Genomic DNA, 20,011 nt, shown 5'->3' with positions numbered 1-20,011 from the left:
CCCTGAGGAAAAGAAATCAACCGAGATTCCCTTAGTAGTGGCGAGCGAACGGGGATTAGCCCTTAAGCTTCTTTGATCTTAGTAAAAGGCTCTGGAAAGTGCCGCCATAGTGGGTGATAGCCCCGTATACGAAAAGATCCTTGAAGTGAAATCGAGTAGGACGGCGCACGTGAAACGTTGTCTGAACATGGGGGGACCATCCTCCAAGGCTAAATACTACTGACTGACCGATAGTGAACCAGTACCGTGAGGGAAAGGCGAAAAGAACCCCGGAGAGGGGAGTGAAATAGAACCTGAAACCGTATGCGTACAAGCAGTGGGAGCCTACTTTGTTAGGTGACTGCGTACCTTTTGTATAATGGGTCAGCGACTTATTTTCAGTGGCGAGCTTAACCGAATAGGGGAGGCGTAGCGAAAGCGAGTCTTAATAGGGCGTCTAGTCGCTGGGAATAGACCCGAAACCGGGCGATCTATCCATGGGCAGGTTGAAGGTTAGGTAACACTGACTGGAGGACCGAACCGACTACCGTTGAAAAGTTAGCGGATGACCTGTGGATCGGAGTGAAAGGCTAATCAAGCTCGGAGATAGCTGGTTCTCCTCGAAAGCTATTTAGGTAGCGCCTCGTGTATCACTGCTGGGGGTAGAGCACTGTTTCGGCTAGGGGGTCATCCCGACTTACCAAACCGATGCAAACTCCGAATACCAGCAAGTGTCAGCACGGGAGACACACGGCGGGTGCTAACGTCCGTCGTGAAAAGGGAAACAACCCAGACCGTCAGCTAAGGTCCCAAAGTCATGGTTAAGTGGGAAACGATGTGGGAAGGCTTAGACAGCTAGGAGGTTGGCTTAGAAGCAGCCATCCTTTAAAGAAAGCGTAATAGCTCACTAGTCGAGTCGGCCTGCGCGGAAGATGTAACGGGGCTCAAACCATGCACCGAAGCTACGGGTTCAACGTAAGTTGAGCGGTAGAGGAGCGTTCTGTAAGCCTGTGAAGGTGAGTTGAGAAGCTTGCTGGAGGTATCAGAAGTGCGAATGCTGACATGAGTAACGACAATGCGAGTGAAAAACTCGCACGCCGAAAGACCAAGGGTTCCTGCGCAACGTTAATCGACGCAGGGTGAGTCGGTCCCTAAGGCGAGGCTGAAAAGCGTAGTCGATGGGAAACGGGTTAATATTCCCGTACTTCTGGTTACTGCGATGGGGGGACGGAGAAGGCTAGGCCAGCTTGGCGTTGGTTGTCCAAGTTTAAGGCGGTAGACAGGGATCTTAGGTAAATCCGGGATCTCAATGTCGAGAGCTGATGACGAGCTTTCTTTTAGAAAGCGAAGTGGTTGATGCCATGCTTCCAGGAAAAGCCTCTAAGCTTCAGGTAATCAGGAACCGTACCCCAAACCGACACAGGTGGTCGGGTAGAGAATACCAAGGCGCTTGAGAGAACTCGGGTGAAGGAACTAGGCAAAATGGCACCGTAACTTCGGGAGAAGGTGCGCCGGTGAGGGTGAATGACTTGCTCAGTAAGCTCATGCCGGTCGAAGATACCAGGCCGCTGCGACTGTTTATTAAAAACACAGCACTCTGCAAACACGAAAGTGGACGTATAGGGTGTGACGCCTGCCCGGTGCCGGAAGGTTAATTGATGGGGTTAGCGCAAGCGAAGCTCTTGATCGAAGCCCCGGTAAACGGCGGCCGTAACTATAACGGTCCTAAGGTAGCGAAATTCCTTGTCGGGTAAGTTCCGACCTGCACGAATGGCGTAACGATGGCGGCGCTGTCTCCACCCGAGACTCAGTGAAATTGAAATCGCTGTGAAGATGCAGTGTATCCGCGGCTAGACGGAAAGACCCCGTGAACCTTTACTGTAGCTTTGCACTGGACTTTGAGCCTGCTTGTGTAGGATAGGTGGGAGGCTTTGAAGCGTGGACGCCAGTTCGCGTGGAGCCATCCTTGAAATACCACCCTGGCATGCTTGAGGTTCTAACTCTGGTCCGTCATCCGGATCGAGGACAGTGTATGGTGGGCAGTTTGACTGGGGCGGTCTCCTCCTAAAGAGTAACGGAGGAGTACGAAGGTGCGCTCAGACCGGTCGGAAATCGGTCGCAGAGTATAAAGGCAAAAGCGCGCTTGACTGCGAGACAGACACGTCGAGCAGGTACGAAAGTAGGTCTTAGTGATCCGGTGGTTCTGTATGGAAGGGCCATCGCTCAACGGATAAAAGGTACTCCGGGGATAACAGGCTGATACCGCCCAAGAGTTCATATCGACGGCGGTGTTTGGCACCTCGATGTCGGCTCATCACATCCTGGGGCTGAAGCCGGTCCCAAGGGTATGGCTGTTCGCCATTTAAAGTGGTACGCGAGCTGGGTTTAGAACGTCGTGAGACAGTTCGGTCCCTATCTGCCGTGGACGTTTGAGATTTGAGAGGGGCTGCTCCTAGTACGAGAGGACCGGAGTGGACGAACCTCTGGTGTTCCGGTTGTCACGCCAGTGGCACTGCCGGGTAGCTATGTTCGGAAGAGATAACCGCTGAAAGCATCTAAGCGGGAAACTTGCCTCAAGATGAGATCTCACTGGAGCCTCGAGCTCCCTGAAGGGCCGTCGAAGACTACGACGTTGATAGGCAGGGTGTGTAAGCGTTGTGAGGCGTTGAGCTAACCTGTACTAATTGCCCGTGAGGCTTGACCATATAACACCCAAATAATCTGACGATTGTGGATCGGTCGAAGCCGACAACAGCCGAAAATTCGAATTGAACTGCAAAGCCAGACATCACATACCCAATTCGCTGTAGCGACTCAACACCGATACAGCAACCGAATTGCTTGACGACCATAGAGCGTTGGAACCACCTGATCCCATCCCGAACTCAGCAGTGAAACGACGCATCGCCGATGGTAGTGTGGGGCTTCCCCATGTGAGAGTAGGTCATCGTCAAGCACCTATACCAAACCCCCGACCCGCATTCGCTGGTCGGGGGTTTGTCTTTGCGCAACGGGAAATCAAAGCGCTCCAGGTCTTCCCCTGCTCACGGGTTGCTCACTGCTGACTATCTCTTCGCCCAGGGCAGCACGCTTATTCCACATCCGTGCGGCTGTGATTCGGCTTTTGGATCATCGGCCCGCTAGGGCCGACAAGCGATAACACGCGGTGTTGCGTCTGGAAATACTCGTGTCGATTAGTCCCCTCGATATTCACAGCCGCTAGTACATGTTTCGTGAATCCGAATCCGCGATAGTTCAGGTAATACTGGTTTGAGCTCTTCCCAGATCCACTTTGCAAGATTCTCACTGGTCGGGTTTTCCAAACCAGGAATGTCGTTGAGATAGTTATGGTCCAGAAGATCATAAATGGGGCGAAATAGGGCCTTAAGCTCGCCGAAATCACGAATCCATCCTGTCTTCGGGTCGACGTCTCCGGAAATATATATCGCCACCCTAAACGAGTGGCCGTGGAGCCTTCCGCATTTATGTCCTTCAGGGACGAAGGGGAGGCGATGCGCTGATTCGAAAGTGAACTCTTTGAAAATTTCCACGGTTAAGGCTCTGCTTTGGGTCCGCCACGATTCTACCTCTTTGCACGCATGCCAATCGAATCCCGTCGCGCGGAAAGCCGGCGCTTTGACAAAGCGAGCAAGTTGAAGCAGAGTGCCACGTTTTTTCGTGTGCACTACAGAGGTGAAATATGAATGCGGTAGTTGCAGCCGTCGCCGTAATGCTTTTGCTTAGCCTGGCAAGGGTGCATGTCGTGGTAGCCCTGATTAGCGGCGCAGTCGTAGGTGGCTTGCTCGGCGGCATCGGTATCGAAGGAACACTGGCTGCCTTCAACAAAGGCCTGGGTGGTGGAGCGACTGTAGCCCTCTCATATGCGCTGCTCGGTGCCTTCGCGGTGGCGATAGCAAAGAGCGGACTTGCGCATGCCTTGGCTGACAAGGCACTGGCTATGGTCGGTAAGCAGGGATCGGGCTCGGAAGGGCACATAAAGTGGATGCTCGTCGTCCTGCTCCTTGGTGTCGCAATTTCTTCGCAGAATATCTTGCCGATTCATATCGCTTTTATCCCGCTTCTGGTTCCCCCATTGCTGTACGTTATGTCGAAGTTGCGTATCGATCGCCGTCTGATCGCCTGCGTTCTGGCCTTCGGCTTGATTACCCCCTACATGTTTCTCCCGGTTGGCTTTGGCAATATCTTTCTCAACGAGATCTTGCTGGCAAACGTGGCGAAAAGCGGTGCGGACATTTCGAACGTAAAGGTTACGCATGCGATGGCCTTGCCCGCTCTAGGAATGGTCACCGGCTTGCTGATTGCGTTCTTTAGCTATCGAAAGCCACGGACCTATGAGCTAGGACGTGTGGAGGCCGTGACTCAAGCCAAAACCGAGTATTCGCCGCTAGCGCTGATGGTTGCCTTGGTGGCGATTGCGGCTGCGTTCGTTATCCAGCTTTGGTTGGACTCGATGATCATGGGCGCGTTGGTAGGTTTCCTCATCTTCTCGACGTCCGGGGTAGTGCGCTGGCGCGAAGCGGATGGCCTGTTCACCGAAGGCATGAAGATGATGGCGATGATCGGTTTCATCATGATCGCTGCGGCGGGCTTCGCCGAAGTGATGCGGGAAACCGGAGACGTGAAAGCCCTTGTCGATGCGTCCGTGGAGTGGATCGGAAACAGCAAGGCGGTAGGCGCACTGTTGATGTTGCTCGTCGGGCTGCTTGTCACCATGGGCATCGGCTCGTCATTTTCGACTGTGCCGATCATCGCGGCCATCTTCGTTCCGCTTGGGCTTCAGCTCGGGTTCAGCCCGCTGGCAATCGTCAGCCTTGTTGGTACGGCGGGTGCGCTGGGTGATGGTGGTTCGCCGGCGTCGGACTCTACTCTCGGTCCTACGGCTGGGCTGAATGCCGACGGCCAGCACAATCATATCTGGGACACGGTCGTACCCACGTTCTTGCATTACAACCTGCCACTGCTTGGGTTCGGTTGGATTGCTGCGATGACCCTGTAAGTTCGGGCCGATAGCTGCCAACTCTGTTCAATCAGAGCACTCCTGACCGTGGCCGCGGACTAAGGAGAATAGTCAGCTATCGGATCGGCCATGCAGAACAATACGCTCGAACGCAAAGTCTTCCTGGGACTTCTGCTCTTCGTCACGCTCGCCTTCGGATGGATACTGCTGCCGTTCTACGGTGCAGTATTCTGGGCCGCCATTCTGGCGATCATCTTCGCCCCCTTGCAAAAACGACTCGCCGCCCATTTCGGTGAGCGGCGCAACCTAGCGGCACTGCTTACGCTAACCGTATGCCTGCTGGTTGCGGTCCTGCCTGTGATTCTTATCGCCGCGATGCTCGTGCAAGAGGGTGCAACCCTCTACCAGCAGATTGAATCGGGCGATCTGGATGTACGCGCTTTGCTGAACCAGTTTCGTGAGCTATTGCCTGCTGTTGCGCAGCAGCAGCTGGATCGACTCGGATGGGGCGACGCTGGAAGTCTTCGTGAACGCTTGGCCAGCGGTGCCCTGGAGGCAAGTCGATACTTGGCCACTAAAGCCTTCAGTTTCGGCCAAGGGACTTTTCAGTTCCTGATCGGCTTTTTCGTCATGCTCTATCTGCTGTTTTTTTTCATTCGTGACGGCAGGGAGCTGGTCCACAAGGTTCGTCAGGCGATGCCTCTGAGTGATGGGCAGAAGCGTCGACTGTTCAGCAAGTTCACTCGAGTCGTCCGCGCAACCGTCAAGGGCAACGTTATCGTCGCGTTGACACAAGGGGCGCTGGGTGGCGTGATCTTTGCCATCTTCGGTATTTCCGGCGCTTTGCTTTGGGCTGTGCTCATGGCATTCCTGTCACTTCTGCCGGCGGTTGGGGCTGGGCTGATCTGGGGGCCGGTGGCCATTTATTTCTTCATGAGCGGTTCGGTCTGGCAGGGGATCGTATTGATGCTTTATGGCGTACTGGTGATCGGGCTGGTGGACAACATCCTGCGGCCAATCCTGGTGGGCAAGGACACCAAGATGCCCGACTACATAGTGCTCATATCAACGCTTGGCGGACTTTCATTGTTCGGGCTCAACGGCTTCGTGATCGGCCCGCTGGTCGCAGCGTTGTTCATTTCTGCCTGGGGCTTGTTCACGGCGGGAGAGGATCCTTCCTAGGCAACAGACAAAAAGAAACCCCGGCAGTCGCCGGGGTTTCTTTTGTCGCTCACCCCCTTGCAGGGGGCGCCAGCTCTTAGTGGAACTGGTTCATGGTGTTGTCTTTACCGCTTGCCTTCAGAGCTGCTTCGCCAGCGAAGTACTCTTTGTGGTTGTCGCCGATGTCGGAGCCAGCCATGTTCTGGTGCTTGACGCAGGCGATACCCTGACGCAGCTCCTGACGCTGCACGCCCTTCACGTAGGCCAGCATGCCTTCTTCGGCGAAGTAGCCCTTGGCCAGGTTGTCGGTGGACAGCGCGGCGGTGTGGTAGGTCGGCAGGGTGATCAGGTGGTGGAAAATGCCGGCGTGAGCGGAGCCGTCCTTCTGGAAGGTACGGATCTTCTCATCAGCGATCTGAGCCAGTTCGGTCTCGTCGTACTCGACGCTCATCAGCTTGGCGCGGTCGTAGGCGGACACGTCCTTGCCTTCGGCAACCATGGCATCGAACACCTGCTGACGGAAGTTCAGCGTCCAGTTGAAGGACGGGCTGTTGTTGTAAACCAGCTTGGCGTTCGGAATGACTTCGCGGATGCGGTCAACCATGCCCTTGATCTGGCCAACGTGCGGCTTCTCGGTCTCGATCCACAGCAGGTCAGCGCCGTTCTGCAGGGAGGTGATGCAGTCCAGGACGCAACGGTCTTCGCCAGTGCCCTTGCGGAACTGGAACAGACCGGAAGCGAGGCGCTTCGGCTTCAGCAGCTTGCCGTTGGCCTTGATGACCACGTCGCCGTTGGCGATGTCGGCAGCGGAGTCGATGTAGTCGCCGTCCAGGAAGCTGTTGTACAGGTCGCCCAGGTCGCCCGGCTCGTTGGTCACGGCGATCTGCTTGGTCAGGCCGGCACCCAGGGAGTCGGTACGGGCAACGATCACGCCATCGTCAACGCCCAGCTCGAGGAAGGCGTAGCGAACAGCGTTGATCTTGGCGAGGAAGTCGGCGTGCGGAACGGTAACCTTGCCGTCCTGGTGGCCGCACTGCTTCTCGTCGGAAACCTGGTTTTCGATCTGGATGCAGCAAGCACCGGCTTCGATCATCTGCTTGGCCAGCAGGTAGGTGGCTTCGGCGTTACCGAAACCGGCGTCGATGTCGGCGATGATCGGTACTACGTGGGTTTCGTAGTTGTCGATCTGGTTCTGGATTTCCTGCTCCTTGGCCTTGTCGCCAGCTTCGCGAGCGGCGTCCAGCGCGGTGAACAGCAGGTCCAGTTCGCGGGCGTCAGCCTGGCGCAGGAAGGTGTACAGCTCGCCGATCAGACCGGAAACGGCGGTCTTCTCGTGCATGGACTGGTCCGGCAGCGGGCCGAACTCGGAGCGCAGGGCAGCAACCATCCAGCCGGACAGGTACAGGTAGCGCTTGTTGGTGGTCTTCAGGTGCTTCTTGATCGAAATCAGCTTCTGCTGACCGATGAAGCCGTGCCAGCAGCCCAGGGACTGGGTGTACAGGGAAGAGTCGGCGTCGTACTCGGCCATGTCCTTGCGCATGATGGCCGCGGTGTACTTGGCGATGTCCAGACCGGTCTTGAAGCGGTTCTGGGCGCGCATGCGAGCTACGGATTCCGGGTTGATGGCGCTCCAGCTGCTGCCGAATTTCTCTTTCAGGGCGGCAACGGCCTTGATGTCGTCTTGATATGCGGACATGGTCAATCCTTTCAGGTGATTCGAGTTTGGTTGAACACTGACTATTCCCACCGAAACCTACGTGCTATCGCTGATCAGTGCGGGCAACACGCGGCAGATTGTCGATTTTCGACTGGCAGGAGCGAACCGGAGGAGGGGATTCGGACAGCGGCAACCTGATCGGCGTACCTGGCCCACAGCCGGCGTGGCTGCCGTGGGGCAATGGGCGACACATGACCTGGTTGATACGTCTAGCGCTTCCCCGTCCCTCGGGACGACTCGTTCCAGTCGCAACCTCGTCAGTCCGCCTTGTGGGCAGTGCAGTCACGGAACGGCTCGGCTGGTTGGCTTGAGCACGCTCCGGAGACCCTTTACCAGGGCCCCTGGTTAGCGGGAGCGGGCCAATGATGCGCCGGTGCCAGAGGTCCGTCAATGCCTTTTGTAGTGTTTTTTTCTCGTCACTACATGATTTATCCGAAGGTCTAGGTCGGCTCCTCTAGGGTAGCTGCTCGACCTTCAGCCTGACGCTTACATCCTGTGCGCCCTGGGTCGAATAGCGGCGGACGAGCCCGTGACCTTGCCCGCTTTCGCTTTCGCTGACACCGCCTATGGTGAGCCATTCGCCCAATCGCCCAGTGACGCGAGTATCGGCTGCCTGGGTGTGGATGACGCCCGGACGATAATCATCGGCGCGGTCGTTCGAGCTGCTGAGGGTCACTTGAACTTGCTCGCCGGTTACGTTTGCCGTCACGTAGAAGCCGCGGAGCACGTCCCGGTACTCGGTCTGCCGATACATTTGTCCATAGCCATCGGTGCCCGATGTCGTCAACGGTACGGTCTGTCCAACCTGAATCAGCGCCGGATACCCTTCGGTGACCTGGAGCTGCTGTACGCCGCCGTTTCGACTATGGGTGCTGCGGCGGATGATGCGCACCTGATTGCCGCTCGCGTGGCCCTCCCCGGTCGACAGTTCGACATCGCCACTTCGTACGCTGCCATCGATCGAGTATCCGCTTTGCGAAGACGTGCCTTGGTCCTGTGTATCGACAGTGATCAGCAGCCGCTTCGGCGCGGTATCAAGCTGGGCTACGACCGCTCGCAGTTCCTTGATCACGGGCTCAGGGGCATTGATGACCAGCTGGTTGCCGTAGGCGCTGACACGACCCTGATCGGCAACCACCGAGCGCGCTATGTCCAGCATCTCCTCCGCTTGGCGGTAGTTCAGCGGTATGACCTCGGTGGCGGCTGACAGCGGCAGGGCCACGCTGAATAGCAGCATGGCGACAATGGCTTTGAAGCTCATATGCGAAAGCTCCGTAGGTTCGGATCGGTAACGCTGAGTTCCCAGGCACGGTCAAACAGCGCTCTTTGTTGGCGGACCTTACCTGGTGCGTGATAACTGACACGTGCTTCCGGCCGGTCCGCCTGTGTCCGTACGATTAGCGCATTATCGTCGGCGATTACGAACTCGCAATTGTCGCAATCGCTGGCCGAAGCGAGACGGCGAATGCGAAGATTGCTGGTGAGTCTGTGGCTCAGGTCAAGCAATCGGTGACCGGTGCGCAAGGCGCGCGTCGGGTCGGCGACAATCACCGCAAGCCCGTTTCGCGGATGGCTCAGCAGCAGTCTGACGCAGGCCTCAACAAAGTCGGCGTCTCCGTACAGCCAGGGATCCAGTGCCTGGCTATAGATAAACAGTGACCGGCGTGCTTGTTGCGCGAGCGCTAGCGTGTGCTCGCGCAACTGGGTGGCCGTGGTGAGAAGCGTCGTCTCCGCAGACGGAGAGGGTGTATCGCCTTCGGCAACGCTTCGCGTGGACGCGTATGAAGGTTCCGGGTTGCATAACGCGAAGCGGCCTGGCGAAACGAATTCGACGGCCGGCAGCTCGGCCACCGAAGCCGCTTGACCAGGCCTGCGCTCAGTCACGCCTGGCTATCGCTGCGGCGCAGCATGTCGACGTGGGGGATGCCGGCCTCCAGGAACTCATCGCTGACGACCTTAAAGCCGAGGCGCTCGTAGAAGCGAGTTGCATGGACTTGCGCGGTCAGCTTTTGCTCAACCAGGCCTCGCCGCTCGGCTTCTCCGATCACGGCCTGCATCAAGGCATTGCCGACGTTAAGCCCGCGCCAATCCCGCAGGACCGCGACGCGCCCGATCTGGCCATCTGCGAGCAATCGGGCCGTGCCTATCGGATAGCCGCCTTCGGTCGCCAGAAAGTGAATGGCCTCTGCATCATCCGTATCCCACTCTTGCTCAGGTGGAACGGCCTGCTCGGCGATGAAGACCGCTTCTCGAATGCGGCGCAGATCGGCGTTGTCTTTTTGCCAATCGGCGATTCGCACTTGGACATCATTCATCGGCGAACTCCAGACTTCCTTGTTTTACCAATTCCCAGAGAAGGGTGCGCGCGTCTTCGTTATCGACCCAGGGCGAAAGATTATCAACATGCAGGGCATCAGCCGAACAGACAAGTCGCAGTAGATCCCGCAGACCTGCTGGCAGCAGCCGACTCTGACCGCTGGCAAACAACAGCAGGCCGATATCCACTTCGCTCCAGGCAAGCCTGGCCGATGGATTGCGAACCAGTACGGCGCCGTCACGAATGGCCGAGCGGAAGTCGGCAAGAGCGAGTTCGGCACCTTCGACACGCTCAGGATAGCGGGGCTCGGTCATGAACTGGCCGAACCAGGTGAGCAAAAGACGCTCGTCCCCCATGTGTTCGGCAAGCAGCCCCTTCAGCCGCTCAAGCGCATCACGCTGGATTTCGAAGGGATCTTCCACTGGCTGAAGATCGGCATCGCCATAGCGCTCTTCGTCCGGCAGGAATTGCGCGAGGAAGTCGGTGAAATGCGTCAGCACTTCTGCGGCGCTCGGGGCACGGAACCCTACCGAATAGGTCATGCAGGCGTCCTCGGCAGTACCGAAGTGCGCCAGGCGCGGCGGCAGATAGAGCATGTCGCCAGGCTCGAGTACCCACTCGTCGGTTCCCTGGAAGTCGGCAAGAATGCGCAGGTCGTCGTGCGGCAGGAGCGGGCTATCGCTGTCGCACATCTGACCGATGCGCCAGCGGCGCTTGCCGTGCGCCTGCAGCAGGAACACATCGTAGTTGTCGTAATGCGGACCTACGCCGCCCCCAGGCGCTGCATAGCTGATCATGACGTCGTCGATCCGCCAGTTCGGCAGGAAACGAAAATGCTCCAGCAGATCGGCCACATCGGGAACCAGCTGATCGACCGCCTGGACCAGCAGCGTCCAGTCCTTTTCGGGCAGTTGCTGGTAGGTGTCTTCGCTGAACGGGCCGCGGCGCAGTTCCCAAGGGCGGTCGCCACGTTCGATCACCAGGCGCGATTCGACCTCTTCCTCGAGGGACAGCCCGGCGAGCTCGTCTGGCGAGATTGGGCTTTGGAACTCCGGAATCGCCTGTCGAATCAGTAGCGGCTTCTTTTGCCAGTAATCGCGCAGGAACTGTCGTGCGCTGATACCGCCCAAGACTTGAAGTGGAATATCAGAAGTCATGCGTAAGACCTTGCCCCGAATAAGGGGCTGCAAATAAAAACGCCCGGCGCAGCCGGGCGTCCGTAAAGTAGATCGCTCAAATGCGCTTGGCCTGCGCCGTCGCGTTACCCACGTAGGTCGCCGGCGTCAGCTTGCGCAGTTCGGCCTTGGCCGACTCAGGAATGGCCAGGCCATCGATGAAAGTCTGGAGCGCTTCGGGCGTGATGCCTTTGCCGCGGGTCAGGTCCTTGAGCTTTTCGTAGGCGTTTTCCACTGCGTAACGGCGCATCACGGTTTGTACCGGTTCGGCCAATACTTCCCAGCAGGCATCCAGGTCGTCGGCCAGGCGCGGCGCATTGAGCTCGAGCTTGCCGATGCCCTTGAGGCTGGCTTCGTAGGCGATGACGCTATGGGCAAAACCGACGCCCAGGTTGCGTAGTACCGTAGAGTCGGTCAGGTCGCGCTGCCAACGAGAGATCGGCAGCTTGCTGGCCAGATGCTGGAACAAGGCGTTAGCGATGCCCAGGTTGCCCTCGGAGTTCTCGAAGTCGATCGGGTTGACCTTGTGCGGCATGGTCGAAGAGCCAATCTCGCCGGCGACGGTCTTCTGCTTGAAGTAGCCGAGCGAGATGTAGCCCCAGACGTCACGGTCGAAGTCGATGAGGATGGTGTTGAAACGGGCGATGGCGTCGAACAGCTCGGCGATATAGTCGTGTGGCTCGATCTGTGTCGTATAGGGGTTCCAGGACAGACCCAGATCGCTCTCGATGAACTCACGAGCATTGGCTTCCCAATCCACGTCAGGATAAGCCGACAGATGCGCATTGTAGTTGCCCACTGCGCCATTGATCTTACCGAGCAGCGGCACCGCTTCGACCTGAGCGATCTGACGCTCCAGTCGATACACCACATTCGCCAGCTCCTTGCCCATCGTCGTGGGAGAGGCGGGCTGGCCGTGGGTACGTGACAGCATCGGTACGTCGGCAAACTGAATGGCCAGGGCGCGGATGGCTTCGGCGATCTGACGCATCAGCGGCAGTAGTACGGTGTCGCGGCCTTCGCGCAGCATCAGGGCGTGCGAGAGGTTGTTGATGTCCTCGCTGGTACAGGCGAAGTGAATGAATTCATTGATCCGAGCAAGCTCCGGGAGGCGCTTGGCTTGCTCTTTGAGGAGGTATTCCACCGCCTTGACGTCGTGATTGGTCGTGCGCTCGAACTCCTTGACGCGCTCGGCGTGCTCGAGCTGAAAATCCTCCGCCAGCTGGTCGAGCAGTGCGTTTGCTTCGGCCGAGAACGGTGCGACCTCGGGAACGCCCGGATGGGCGGCCAGGCGCTGGAGCCAGCGAACCTCAACCTGAACGCGATAGCGTATCAGGCCGAACTCGCTGAAGATCGGGCGCAGGGCGCTGGTTTTGCCGGCGTAGCGGCCATCGACGGGGGACACCGCCGTGAGCGAAGAAAGCTGCATAAGGGCGTTCTCGACAGGTGAGGCACGAAAAGAGGGCGCAGATTATACACGAAAGCGCCAACCGGGCCGGCGCTCGCGTGCGTTGGCGTACGGTCAGGTGCGCAGCCTTGGGTAGAGCGCATCGAGCAGCTTGCGCCGGCTGAATATCAGTTGCCAGCGATGCCCACCCAACTGGCGCCAGAGCCGTGCGGAGCGGATTCCCGCCAGCAGCAGGGCGCGAATCTTGGCGGCGTTGTCCGATTGCTGCAGGTGCCGCATGTCGCCCTGGACCTGAATGCGTTGCCGGAATGTACTGAGCGTGTCCTGATAGAGCGAGGCAAACGAAGCGACGACGTTTGGATGATCGATGCCGAAGTGCCCCACCTGGGCCTCGATCTGGTCGAGACGGCTGGCTATCACTTCCAGCATGTCGCCGCGTTTGTCCAGCTGGCGCTCCAGCCCGATCATCGCCAGGGCGTAGCGCAACGGCTCGCGCTGAAGTGCACTGGACTCGCGCTCCAGTGCACCGACCAAGGCGCGATAGCCATCGCGCAGGTTCAAATCATCGCCGCCATAGATTTCGACGGTCGATTGCGGTGAGCGGATCAGGAGGCTTCGCAGCAGGCACGCTACCGGAGCCGGCGCAGACTGTCCGGTTCGGGCAATACGGTCAACCTGTGCCGCGGCTTCGAAGACTGCCCCGAGTGCGATCAACTGCTCGTCCAGGCGTGTCATGGGCGAGCGCCCTCGAACCAGGCTTCGGCGTGCTCGATGACGCCGCCACCGAGGCAGATATCACCGTCGTAGAAGACCACCGACTGACCGGGCGTCACGGCGCGTTGAGGGGTGTCGAACACCACGCGATAACCGTCGGCGGCAGGCTCTAGCGTGCAGGGCTGGTCATCCTGGCGATAACGCACTTTCGCGGCCAGGCGCAGCGGGCGCACCACCTCGATCGGGTTGACCCAATAGATTTCCGAGACCGACAGCGCGCGCGCGAACAGGCGAGGGTTGTCGTTGCCCTGGCCGACGATGAGCGCGTTGCGGGCGAGATCCTTTTCCACTACGTACCAAGGCTCATCGCCGGCGTCCTTCAGTCCGCCGATGCCGAGCCCCTGACGCTGCCCGATCGTGTGGTACATCAAGCCATGATGTCGGCCGATGACCTTGCCCTCGGTTGTCTCGATGTCACCGGGCTGGGCCGGCAGATACTGCTTGAGGAAATCGCTGAAACGGCGTTCGCCGATAAAGCAGATGCCCGTCGAGTCCTTCTTTCGGGCGGTCGCCAGATCATGGCGCTCGGCGATCGCGCGTACTTCGGGCTTCTCCAGTTCGCCCACCGGAAACAGCGACTTGGCGAGTTGCTCGCCAGCGACGGCGTGCAGGAAATAGCTCTGATCCTTGTTCGGATCCAGCCCCTTGAGAAGCTCGCTGCGGCCTTCGGTATCTCTTCTGCGGACATAGTGACCGGTGGCAATCAGGTCGGCACCCAGCATCAGGGCGTAATCGAGAAAGGCCTTGAACTTGATCTCCCGGTTGCAAAGGATGTCGGGGTTAGGTGTCCGCCCTGCCTTGTACTCGGCGAGGAAATGCTCGAACACGTTATCCCAGTACTCGGCCGCAAAATTGGCCGTATGCAGCTTGATGCCAAGCCGATCGCAGACCGCCTGAGCGTCTGCCAGGTCCTCCTTGGCGGTGCAGTATTCGGTGCCGTCATCCTCCTCCCAGTTCTTCATGAACAGCCCTTCGACTCGATAGCCTTGCTCGAGTAACAGGAGGGCTGACACGGAGGAGTCGACGCCGCCGGACATGCCGACGATAACGCGTGGTTTTTCGGGATTGACGGGTGTCGAGCTGGGCATAGGGATTCGCGGAGTATCCGAAAAGAGCGGGATTCTAACAGGGCGTCGGAGATGACACGAAACGGTCGTCAGTCACGCACGACCGCCAGATCGTGGAGCGGCCCTGACAGGTAGTCGTCGACGCAACGTAGGACCAGTTCGCTGCGCCAGCGTTGGGGCTGGCCAGCCAGCTCGTCGCGGGTTAGCCAGAGCGCCCGAACGATGCCATCGTCCAGAGCGCGTTGGGGGTCGTGAGCCAGGGGCCTGGCGGCAAAGCAGACGCGCTGATAGGTGACGCCATTGCTTGGTGCGGTGTACAGATATACGCCGACAACCCCCGTCAACTCGACTTGCCATGCGGTTTCCTCGAGGGTTTCGCGTATAGCTGCCTGGCGTAGGGTTTCATTCGCTTCCAGATGCCCGGCGGGCTGGTTGAGAACTGCGCGACCTGCCTTGATCTCCTCAACGAAAAGAAACGCGCCTTGATGTTCGACGATGGTGGCGACGGTGATGTGCGGTTGCCAGGTCATATGAGCGTCCGAGCGAAAGAATTCAGGATGATACCAAGCCGGCGTTCGTACAAAAAAAGAAGCCCCGGCGCGAGGCCGGGGCTTCTTCAGCTGCGTTACGAACGTCGACTGCGTTACGCCAGTGCAGCCAGGGCGGCGTTGAAGGTTTCGCTCGGGCGCATCACCTTGCTGGTCAGCTCAGGGTTCGAGCGGTAGTACCCGCCGATATCCGCTGGCTTGCCCTGCACGGCGGTGAGCTCGGAGACGATCTTCTCCTCGTTTTCGGTCAGCGCCTTGGCCAACGGTGCGAAGTGGGCGGCGAGCGCTGGATCTTCGGTCTGGGCAGCCAGCTCCTGCGCCCAGTACAGCGCGAGATAGAAGTGGCTGCCGCGGTTATCCAGGCCGCCAATTCGGCGTGCAGGCGACTTGTTGTTATCGAGCAGTTTGCCGGTAGCGGCATCGAGGGTCTTGCCGAGTAGCTTGGCCTTCGGATTGTCGGACTTGATGCCCAGCTCCTCCAGCGACACGGCCAGTGCCAGGAACTCACCCAGCGAATCCCAGCGTAGGTAGTTTTCCTCGATCAACTGCTGGACATGCTTGGGAGCCGAGCCGCCGGCGCCGGTTTCGTACATGCCGCCGCCCGCCATCAGCGGAACGATGGAGAGCATCTTGGCCGAGGTGCCCAGTTCCATGATCGGGAACAGGTCGGTCAGGTAGTCGCGCAGGACGTTGCCGGTGACGGAGATGGTGTCCTTGCCGCGGATCATGCGCTCCATGGAGAAACGAATAGCTTCGTTGTAGCCCATGATGCGAATGTCCAGACCACTCAGATCATGGTCCTTCAGGTAGGTTTCGACCTTCTTTTGCAGCTCGCAGTCGTGGGCGCGCTCGGGATCGAGCCAGAATACCGCCGGAGTATCGGACTGGCGGGCACGGGTGACGGCCAGCTTCACCCAGTCACGGATCGGAGCGTCTTTGGTCTGGCAGGCGCGCCAGATGTCGCCTTTCTCGACTTCATGCTGCATCAGCACGGTGCCGTCGGCCAGCACAACGCGCATGGTGCCGTCTGCAGTCATCTCGAAGGTCTTGTCATGCGAACCGTACTCTTCGGCCTTCTGAGCCATGAGGCCGACGTTCGGTACGCTGCCCATGGTGGTCGGATCGAAGGCGCCATTGGTCTTGCAGAAGTTGATCATCTCTTGGTAGATGCGAGCGTAGGTGCTCTCCGGCATCACCGCCTTGGTGTCCTTCTGCTTGCCATCCTTGCCCCACATCTGGCCGGAGTTGCGGATCATCGCCGGCATCGAGGCGTCGACGATCACGTCGCTGGGGATGTGCAGGTTGGTGATGCCCTTGACCGAGTCGACCATCGCCATTTCCGGACGGTGGGCGTAGACCTCGTGAATGTCGTGCAGGATTTCTTCCTGCTGCGACGCCGGCAGGGTCTTGATCTTGTCGTAGACGCTGGAGAGGCCGTTGTTGGGGTTGACGCCAATCTCTTCGAACAGTTTGCCCCACTTGTCGAACACGTCCTTGTAATAGACGGTCACGGCGTGGCCGAAGACGATCGGGTGGGAGATCTTCATCATGGTCGCCTTGACGTGCAGGGACCACATCACGCCGGTCTCCTTGCAGTCCTGCAGCGTGTCTTCAAAGAACGAGCGCAGCTTCTTGCAGCTCATGAACATGCTGTCGAGCACTTCGCCTTCCTGCAAAGCCAGCTGCTTCTTCAGCTCTACCTGGCCATCCTTGCCGACAAATTCGATGCGCACGTCGCCAGCCTTGTCCATGGTGATGGACTGCTCGCTGGAGAAGAAGTCACCGCCGCGCATGTAGTCGGCGTGGGACTGGGAGGCCTTGCTCCACTTGCCCATCGAGTGCGGATGCTTGCGGGCATAAGCCTTGACGGCAGCCGGCGCGCGGCGGTCGGAGTTACCTTCGCGCAAAACGGGGTTTACGGCACTGCCGAGGACCTTGCTGTAGCGGGCGCGGACTTCTTTTTCAGCCTCGCTGTGCGGCTCATCGGGAAAATCCGGAACGTTGTAACCCTGGGCCTTGAGTTCGGCGATGGCGGCCTTGAGCTGGGGTACGGAAGCGCTGATGTTCGGCAGCTTGATGATGTTGGCGTCCGGCGACTGGGTCATTTCGGCCAGCTTGGCCAGGTCGTCCTCAATACGCTTGTCGGCATCGAGTTGATCGGCGAACGCGGCGAGGATACGGCCGGCAAGAGAGATATCGCGAGTCTCGACCGAGATGTCGGCAGAAGCGGCGAAGGTTTCGACTATGGGAAGCAGCGAGTAGGTGGCGAGGGCGGGGGCTTCGTCGGTGAAGGTATAGGTAATCTTCGAAGGCATTTGGCGTTGACTCTCTCTCTTTGCTGAGCGTGCACAGAACCACGATGCGCGCGGGTAGGCGCTCCTGCACTCGTAGAGCCGGATATCGGGGTTCGCCGCGGTGATGTGAATGCACCCAAAGGACGAGCATCGAATGAGGTAATCACTCGGCGGGTCCAGATAGACGATTTGTCCGGTTAGGGATGGCTCGCCTGTATGACTCGGCAGTCATCGCCCGAGTATATCACTGCGGCTTGCTGTCCAAGAATGCTTTGCCGAATACGACGAACGAACTGTAGTTTCGCCCCTGTCGGTAGGCTACTCTCGGGGGTGAGTGCAACTGCTGTTTTTAACCAGAGAAACGGAGTCCAGCATGGGATACCAAAAGATCCAGGTGCCTGCCCACGGTGACAAAATCACCGTAAACGCCGACCACACCTTGAACGTGCCCAATAACCCGATCATTCCCTATATCGAAGGGGACGGTATTGGGATCGACATCACGCCGGTGATGATCAAGGTGGTCGACGCTGCGGTGGAAAAAGCCTACGGCGGTCAGCGCAAGATCGCCTGGATGGAAGTCTACGCGGGCGAGAAAGCTACTCAGGTCTATGACCCCGATACCTGGCTGCCGAAAGAGACGCTCGAGGTTGTCCGTGATTATGTGGTATCCATCAAGGGGCCGCTTACCACTCCGGTTGGCGGCGGCATTCGGTCGCTGAACGTTGCGCTTCGCCAGGAGCTCGACCTTTATGTGTGCCAGCGTCCGGTTCGCTGGTTTACCGGCGTGCCCAGCCCGGTCAAGAAGCCGGGTGACGTGGATATGGTGATCTTTCGGGAGAACTCCGAGGACATCTACGCCGGTGTTGAATGGAAGGCGGGCACTCCCGAAGCAGAGAAGGTCATCAAATTCCTGACCGAAGAAATGGGCGTCAAGAAGATTCGCTTTACCGAGAACTGCGGTATTGGCATCAAGCCGGTTTCTCAGGAGGGCACCAAGCGCCTGGTGCGCAAGGCGCTGCAATACGCGGTTGATAACGACCGTAGCTCTGTGACTATCGTGCACAAGGGCAACATCATGAAGTTCACCGAAGGTGCCTTCAAAGAGTGGGGCTATGAGGTGGCACGCGACGAATTCGGAGCGGAGCTGCTAGATGGCGGGCCCTGGATGAAATTCAAGAACCCAAACACCGGTAAGGAAATCGTCGTTAAGGACGCCATCGCCGATGCGATGCTGCAGCAGATTCTGTTGCGCCCCGCCGAGTACGACGTTATCGCGACCTTGAACCTCAATGGCGACTATCTCTCTGATGCCTTGGCTGCGGAGGTCGGCGGTATCGGAATCGCGCCGGGTGCGAACCTTTCGGACACCGTCGCGATGTTCGAGGCAACGCACGGGACGGCTCCCAAGTATGCGGGGCAAGACAAGGTCAACCCTGGATCGCTGATCCTTTCGGCTGAGATGATGCTGCGTCACATGGGCTGGGTCGAGGCCGCGGAGCTCGTTATCAAGGGTGTCGAGGGCGCCATTGCTGCCAAGACCGTGACCTACGATTTCGAGCGACTGATGGAGGGGGCGACCCTGCTGTCCTGCTCGGCTTTCGGCGACGCTGCCGTATCGCACATGTGAAGCAAGAAAGGCCGATCGCAGATCGGCCTTTCTTTCCGAGCGACTGGGCTGCCAGGCATTACCTATCGCCTAGCAGCTCATGCAGCCTTTCGCGGGTGTGGCAGAGCAGACACTAAGCGGGAGCCTTGATGTTTCCTTTCTCGGCAACCTGGGTCTGGGCGGGGGCCTCCACCGTCGCCTGCGGCCTGATCTCCACGGCGTGCAGCCCCTTGGGCCCTTGCAGAATGTTGAACATGACTGCTTGCCCGGCTTTCAGTGTCCGATAGCCTTCCATCTGGATCGCTGAATAATGGGCGAACAGGTCCTCATCGCCGCCGTCTGCTACGATGAATCCATAGCCCTTGGCGTTGTTGAACCACTTGACCTTACCGCTTAGCATGCTGTTGTCCCTCTGCAAAGGAGTCCGTCACCGGAGTAACATCCGTTTCATTCCGCGCTCGATGGGCGTGCTGCCAATGTTGCGCTCGTATACCCGTAGCAGGCATAGACTGTTTGTATCACTGTTTTTCGGTTAGTCAAGGCAGCTCGTCTGCCGGCTGCGAAGCTTTCATCCATTCGGCCTAGTGCCGATTCTCAGAACGTACTCATGCGTGCATTTGCTTATATTCGACTAACATTCAACCAGGATCGGGCGCCCGAGGATGACCAGCATCACGAGGGTTCCGGACTGGCCGTTGAAGAGGCCAAGCCGGCGCTGAAGGCACCCTCGATGTATAAAGTTGTCATGTTCAATGATGACTACACACCGATGGACTTCGTAGTCGAGGTGTTGCAGTCGATCTTCAACCATAACCGCGAACTGGCCACCAAGATCATGTTGGCAGTGCATACCGAGGGTCACGCTGTATGCGGGGTCTATACCCGTGACGTGGCTGAAACCAAAGCGATGCAAGTCAATCAATATGCAAGGGAATGCCAGCACCCGCTGCTTTGTGAGATCGAGAAGGACGGTTAACTCCGACT

The 20,011-nt window shown here is 58.5% G+C and carries 16 protein-coding genes and 2 rRNA genes (1 of these 18 only partly in view); 6 read left to right on the top strand and 12 right to left on the bottom strand.

The genetic code is table 11. The features are described 5' to 3' along the window. A 23S ribosomal RNA gene (locus CL52_RS10165) occupies window positions 1–2,684 on the top strand (it extends 207 nt beyond the left edge of the window). Window positions 2,685–2,819: 135 nt separating this feature from the next. Beyond that, window positions 2,820–2,935, top strand: a 5S ribosomal RNA gene (gene rrf / locus CL52_RS10160). A gap of 238 nt (window positions 2,936–3,173) precedes the next feature. Here rrf and queD read toward each other — a convergent pair. Next, window positions 3,174–3,530, bottom strand: coding sequence for a 6-carboxytetrahydropterin synthase QueD (queD, locus tag CL52_RS20645; RefSeq protein WP_074519854.1), 357 nt, complete (start codon window positions 3,528–3,530; stop codon window positions 3,174–3,176). Window positions 3,531–3,679: 149 nt separating this feature from the next. On the opposite strand from queD, the gene CL52_RS10155 reads away from it, so the two are divergent. Both CL52_RS10155 and CL52_RS10150 read left to right on the top strand, forming a co-directional pair. Next, on the top strand, window positions 3,680–4,996 hold the full coding sequence (locus tag CL52_RS10155) for a Na+/H+ antiporter family protein (RefSeq protein ID WP_043220332.1): 1,317 nt from the start codon (window positions 3,680–3,682) through the stop codon (window positions 4,994–4,996). 90 nt (window positions 4,997–5,086) lie between these two features. Further along, complete coding sequence (locus CL52_RS10150) at window positions 5,087–6,139, top strand: AI-2E family transporter (RefSeq protein ID WP_043220329.1); 1,053 nt, start codon at window positions 5,087–5,089, stop codon at window positions 6,137–6,139. Between the two features lie 76 nt (window positions 6,140–6,215). Here the strand turns inward: CL52_RS10150 and CL52_RS10145 are convergent, their stop codons facing one another. The 10 genes from CL52_RS10145 to CL52_RS10105 form a co-directional block, all read right to left on the bottom strand. Beyond that, window positions 6,216–7,814 carry an isocitrate lyase gene (locus CL52_RS10145; protein ID WP_043220327.1) on the bottom strand — a complete coding sequence of 533 codons (1,599 nt, stop codon included), beginning with the start codon at window positions 7,812–7,814 and terminating at the stop codon, window positions 6,216–6,218. Window positions 7,815–8,289: 475 nt separating this feature from the next. Next, window positions 8,290–9,096, bottom strand: a complete 807-nt coding sequence (locus tag CL52_RS10140) for a secretin N-terminal domain-containing protein (RefSeq protein WP_043220325.1) — start codon at window positions 9,094–9,096, stop codon at window positions 8,290–8,292. Then, on the bottom strand, window positions 9,093–9,686 hold the full coding sequence (locus tag CL52_RS21060; RefSeq protein WP_143008628.1) for a DUF7931 domain-containing protein: 594 nt from the start codon (window positions 9,684–9,686) through the stop codon (window positions 9,093–9,095). Before CL52_RS21060 ends, CL52_RS10140 begins: the two co-directional genes overlap by 4 nt. 29 nt (window positions 9,687–9,715) lie before the next feature. Beyond that, window positions 9,716–10,150: a GNAT family N-acetyltransferase gene (locus CL52_RS10135; protein WP_043220324.1), complete on the bottom strand. Its 435-nt coding sequence runs from the start codon at window positions 10,148–10,150 to the stop codon at window positions 9,716–9,718. Beyond that, a complete protein-coding gene (locus tag CL52_RS10130; RefSeq protein ID WP_043220322.1) occupies window positions 10,143–11,309 on the bottom strand; it encodes a ribosomal protein uL16 3-hydroxylase in 1,167 nt (388 codons plus the stop codon). The genes CL52_RS10135 and CL52_RS10130 overlap by 8 nt, the downstream gene beginning before the upstream one ends. Window positions 11,310–11,385: 76 nt before the next feature. Continuing rightward, window positions 11,386–12,756, bottom strand: a complete 1,371-nt coding sequence (gene purB / locus CL52_RS10125; RefSeq protein ID WP_043220320.1) for an adenylosuccinate lyase — start codon at window positions 12,754–12,756, stop codon at window positions 11,386–11,388. 93 nt (window positions 12,757–12,849) lie between these two features. Next, a complete protein-coding gene (hflD, locus tag CL52_RS10120; protein ID WP_041105570.1) occupies window positions 12,850–13,470 on the bottom strand; it encodes a high frequency lysogenization protein HflD in 621 nt (206 codons plus the stop codon). Continuing rightward, a complete protein-coding gene (gene mnmA / locus CL52_RS10115; protein ID WP_052264546.1) occupies window positions 13,467–14,597 on the bottom strand; it encodes a tRNA 2-thiouridine(34) synthase MnmA in 1,131 nt (376 codons plus the stop codon). The genes hflD and mnmA overlap by 4 nt, the downstream gene beginning before the upstream one ends. Before the next feature lie 68 nt (window positions 14,598–14,665). Then, window positions 14,666–15,106 (bottom strand): NUDIX hydrolase, encoded by a 441-nt coding sequence (locus CL52_RS10110; RefSeq protein ID WP_041105568.1) that lies wholly within the window; start codon window positions 15,104–15,106, stop codon window positions 14,666–14,668. Window positions 15,107–15,219: 113 nt separating this feature from the next. Next, window positions 15,220–17,439 carry an NADP-dependent isocitrate dehydrogenase gene (locus CL52_RS10105; RefSeq protein WP_041105567.1) on the bottom strand — a complete coding sequence of 740 codons (2,220 nt, stop codon included), beginning with the start codon at window positions 17,437–17,439 and terminating at the stop codon, window positions 15,220–15,222. A gap of 352 nt (window positions 17,440–17,791) precedes the next feature. Here CL52_RS10105 and icd point away from each other — a divergent pair, with 352 nt between their 5' ends. Beyond that, window positions 17,792–19,048, top strand: coding sequence for an NADP-dependent isocitrate dehydrogenase (gene icd / locus CL52_RS10100; RefSeq protein ID WP_043220318.1), 1,257 nt, complete (start codon window positions 17,792–17,794; stop codon window positions 19,046–19,048). Between the two features lie 112 nt (window positions 19,049–19,160). Here the strand turns inward: icd and cspD are convergent, their stop codons facing one another. Then, window positions 19,161–19,427, bottom strand: a complete 267-nt coding sequence (gene cspD / locus CL52_RS10095) for a cold shock domain-containing protein CspD (protein ID WP_043223101.1) — start codon at window positions 19,425–19,427, stop codon at window positions 19,161–19,163. 207 nt (window positions 19,428–19,634) lie between these two features. On the opposite strand from cspD, the gene clpS reads away from it, so the two are divergent. Next, the gene (gene clpS, locus CL52_RS10090; protein WP_043220316.1) at window positions 19,635–20,003 is read left to right on the top strand and encodes an ATP-dependent Clp protease adapter ClpS; all 369 of its coding nucleotides are present in this window, start codon (window positions 19,635–19,637) and stop codon (window positions 20,001–20,003) included. Window positions 20,004–20,011: the final 8 nt, after the last annotated feature.

This window comes from Stutzerimonas balearica DSM 6083 (assembly GCF_000818015.1).
Classification (GTDB): domain Bacteria; phylum Pseudomonadota; class Gammaproteobacteria; order Pseudomonadales; family Pseudomonadaceae; genus Stutzerimonas; species Stutzerimonas balearica.
Note: the sequence above shows the minus strand (reverse complement) of the source record. Positions and strands in the feature narration are given on the sequence as shown.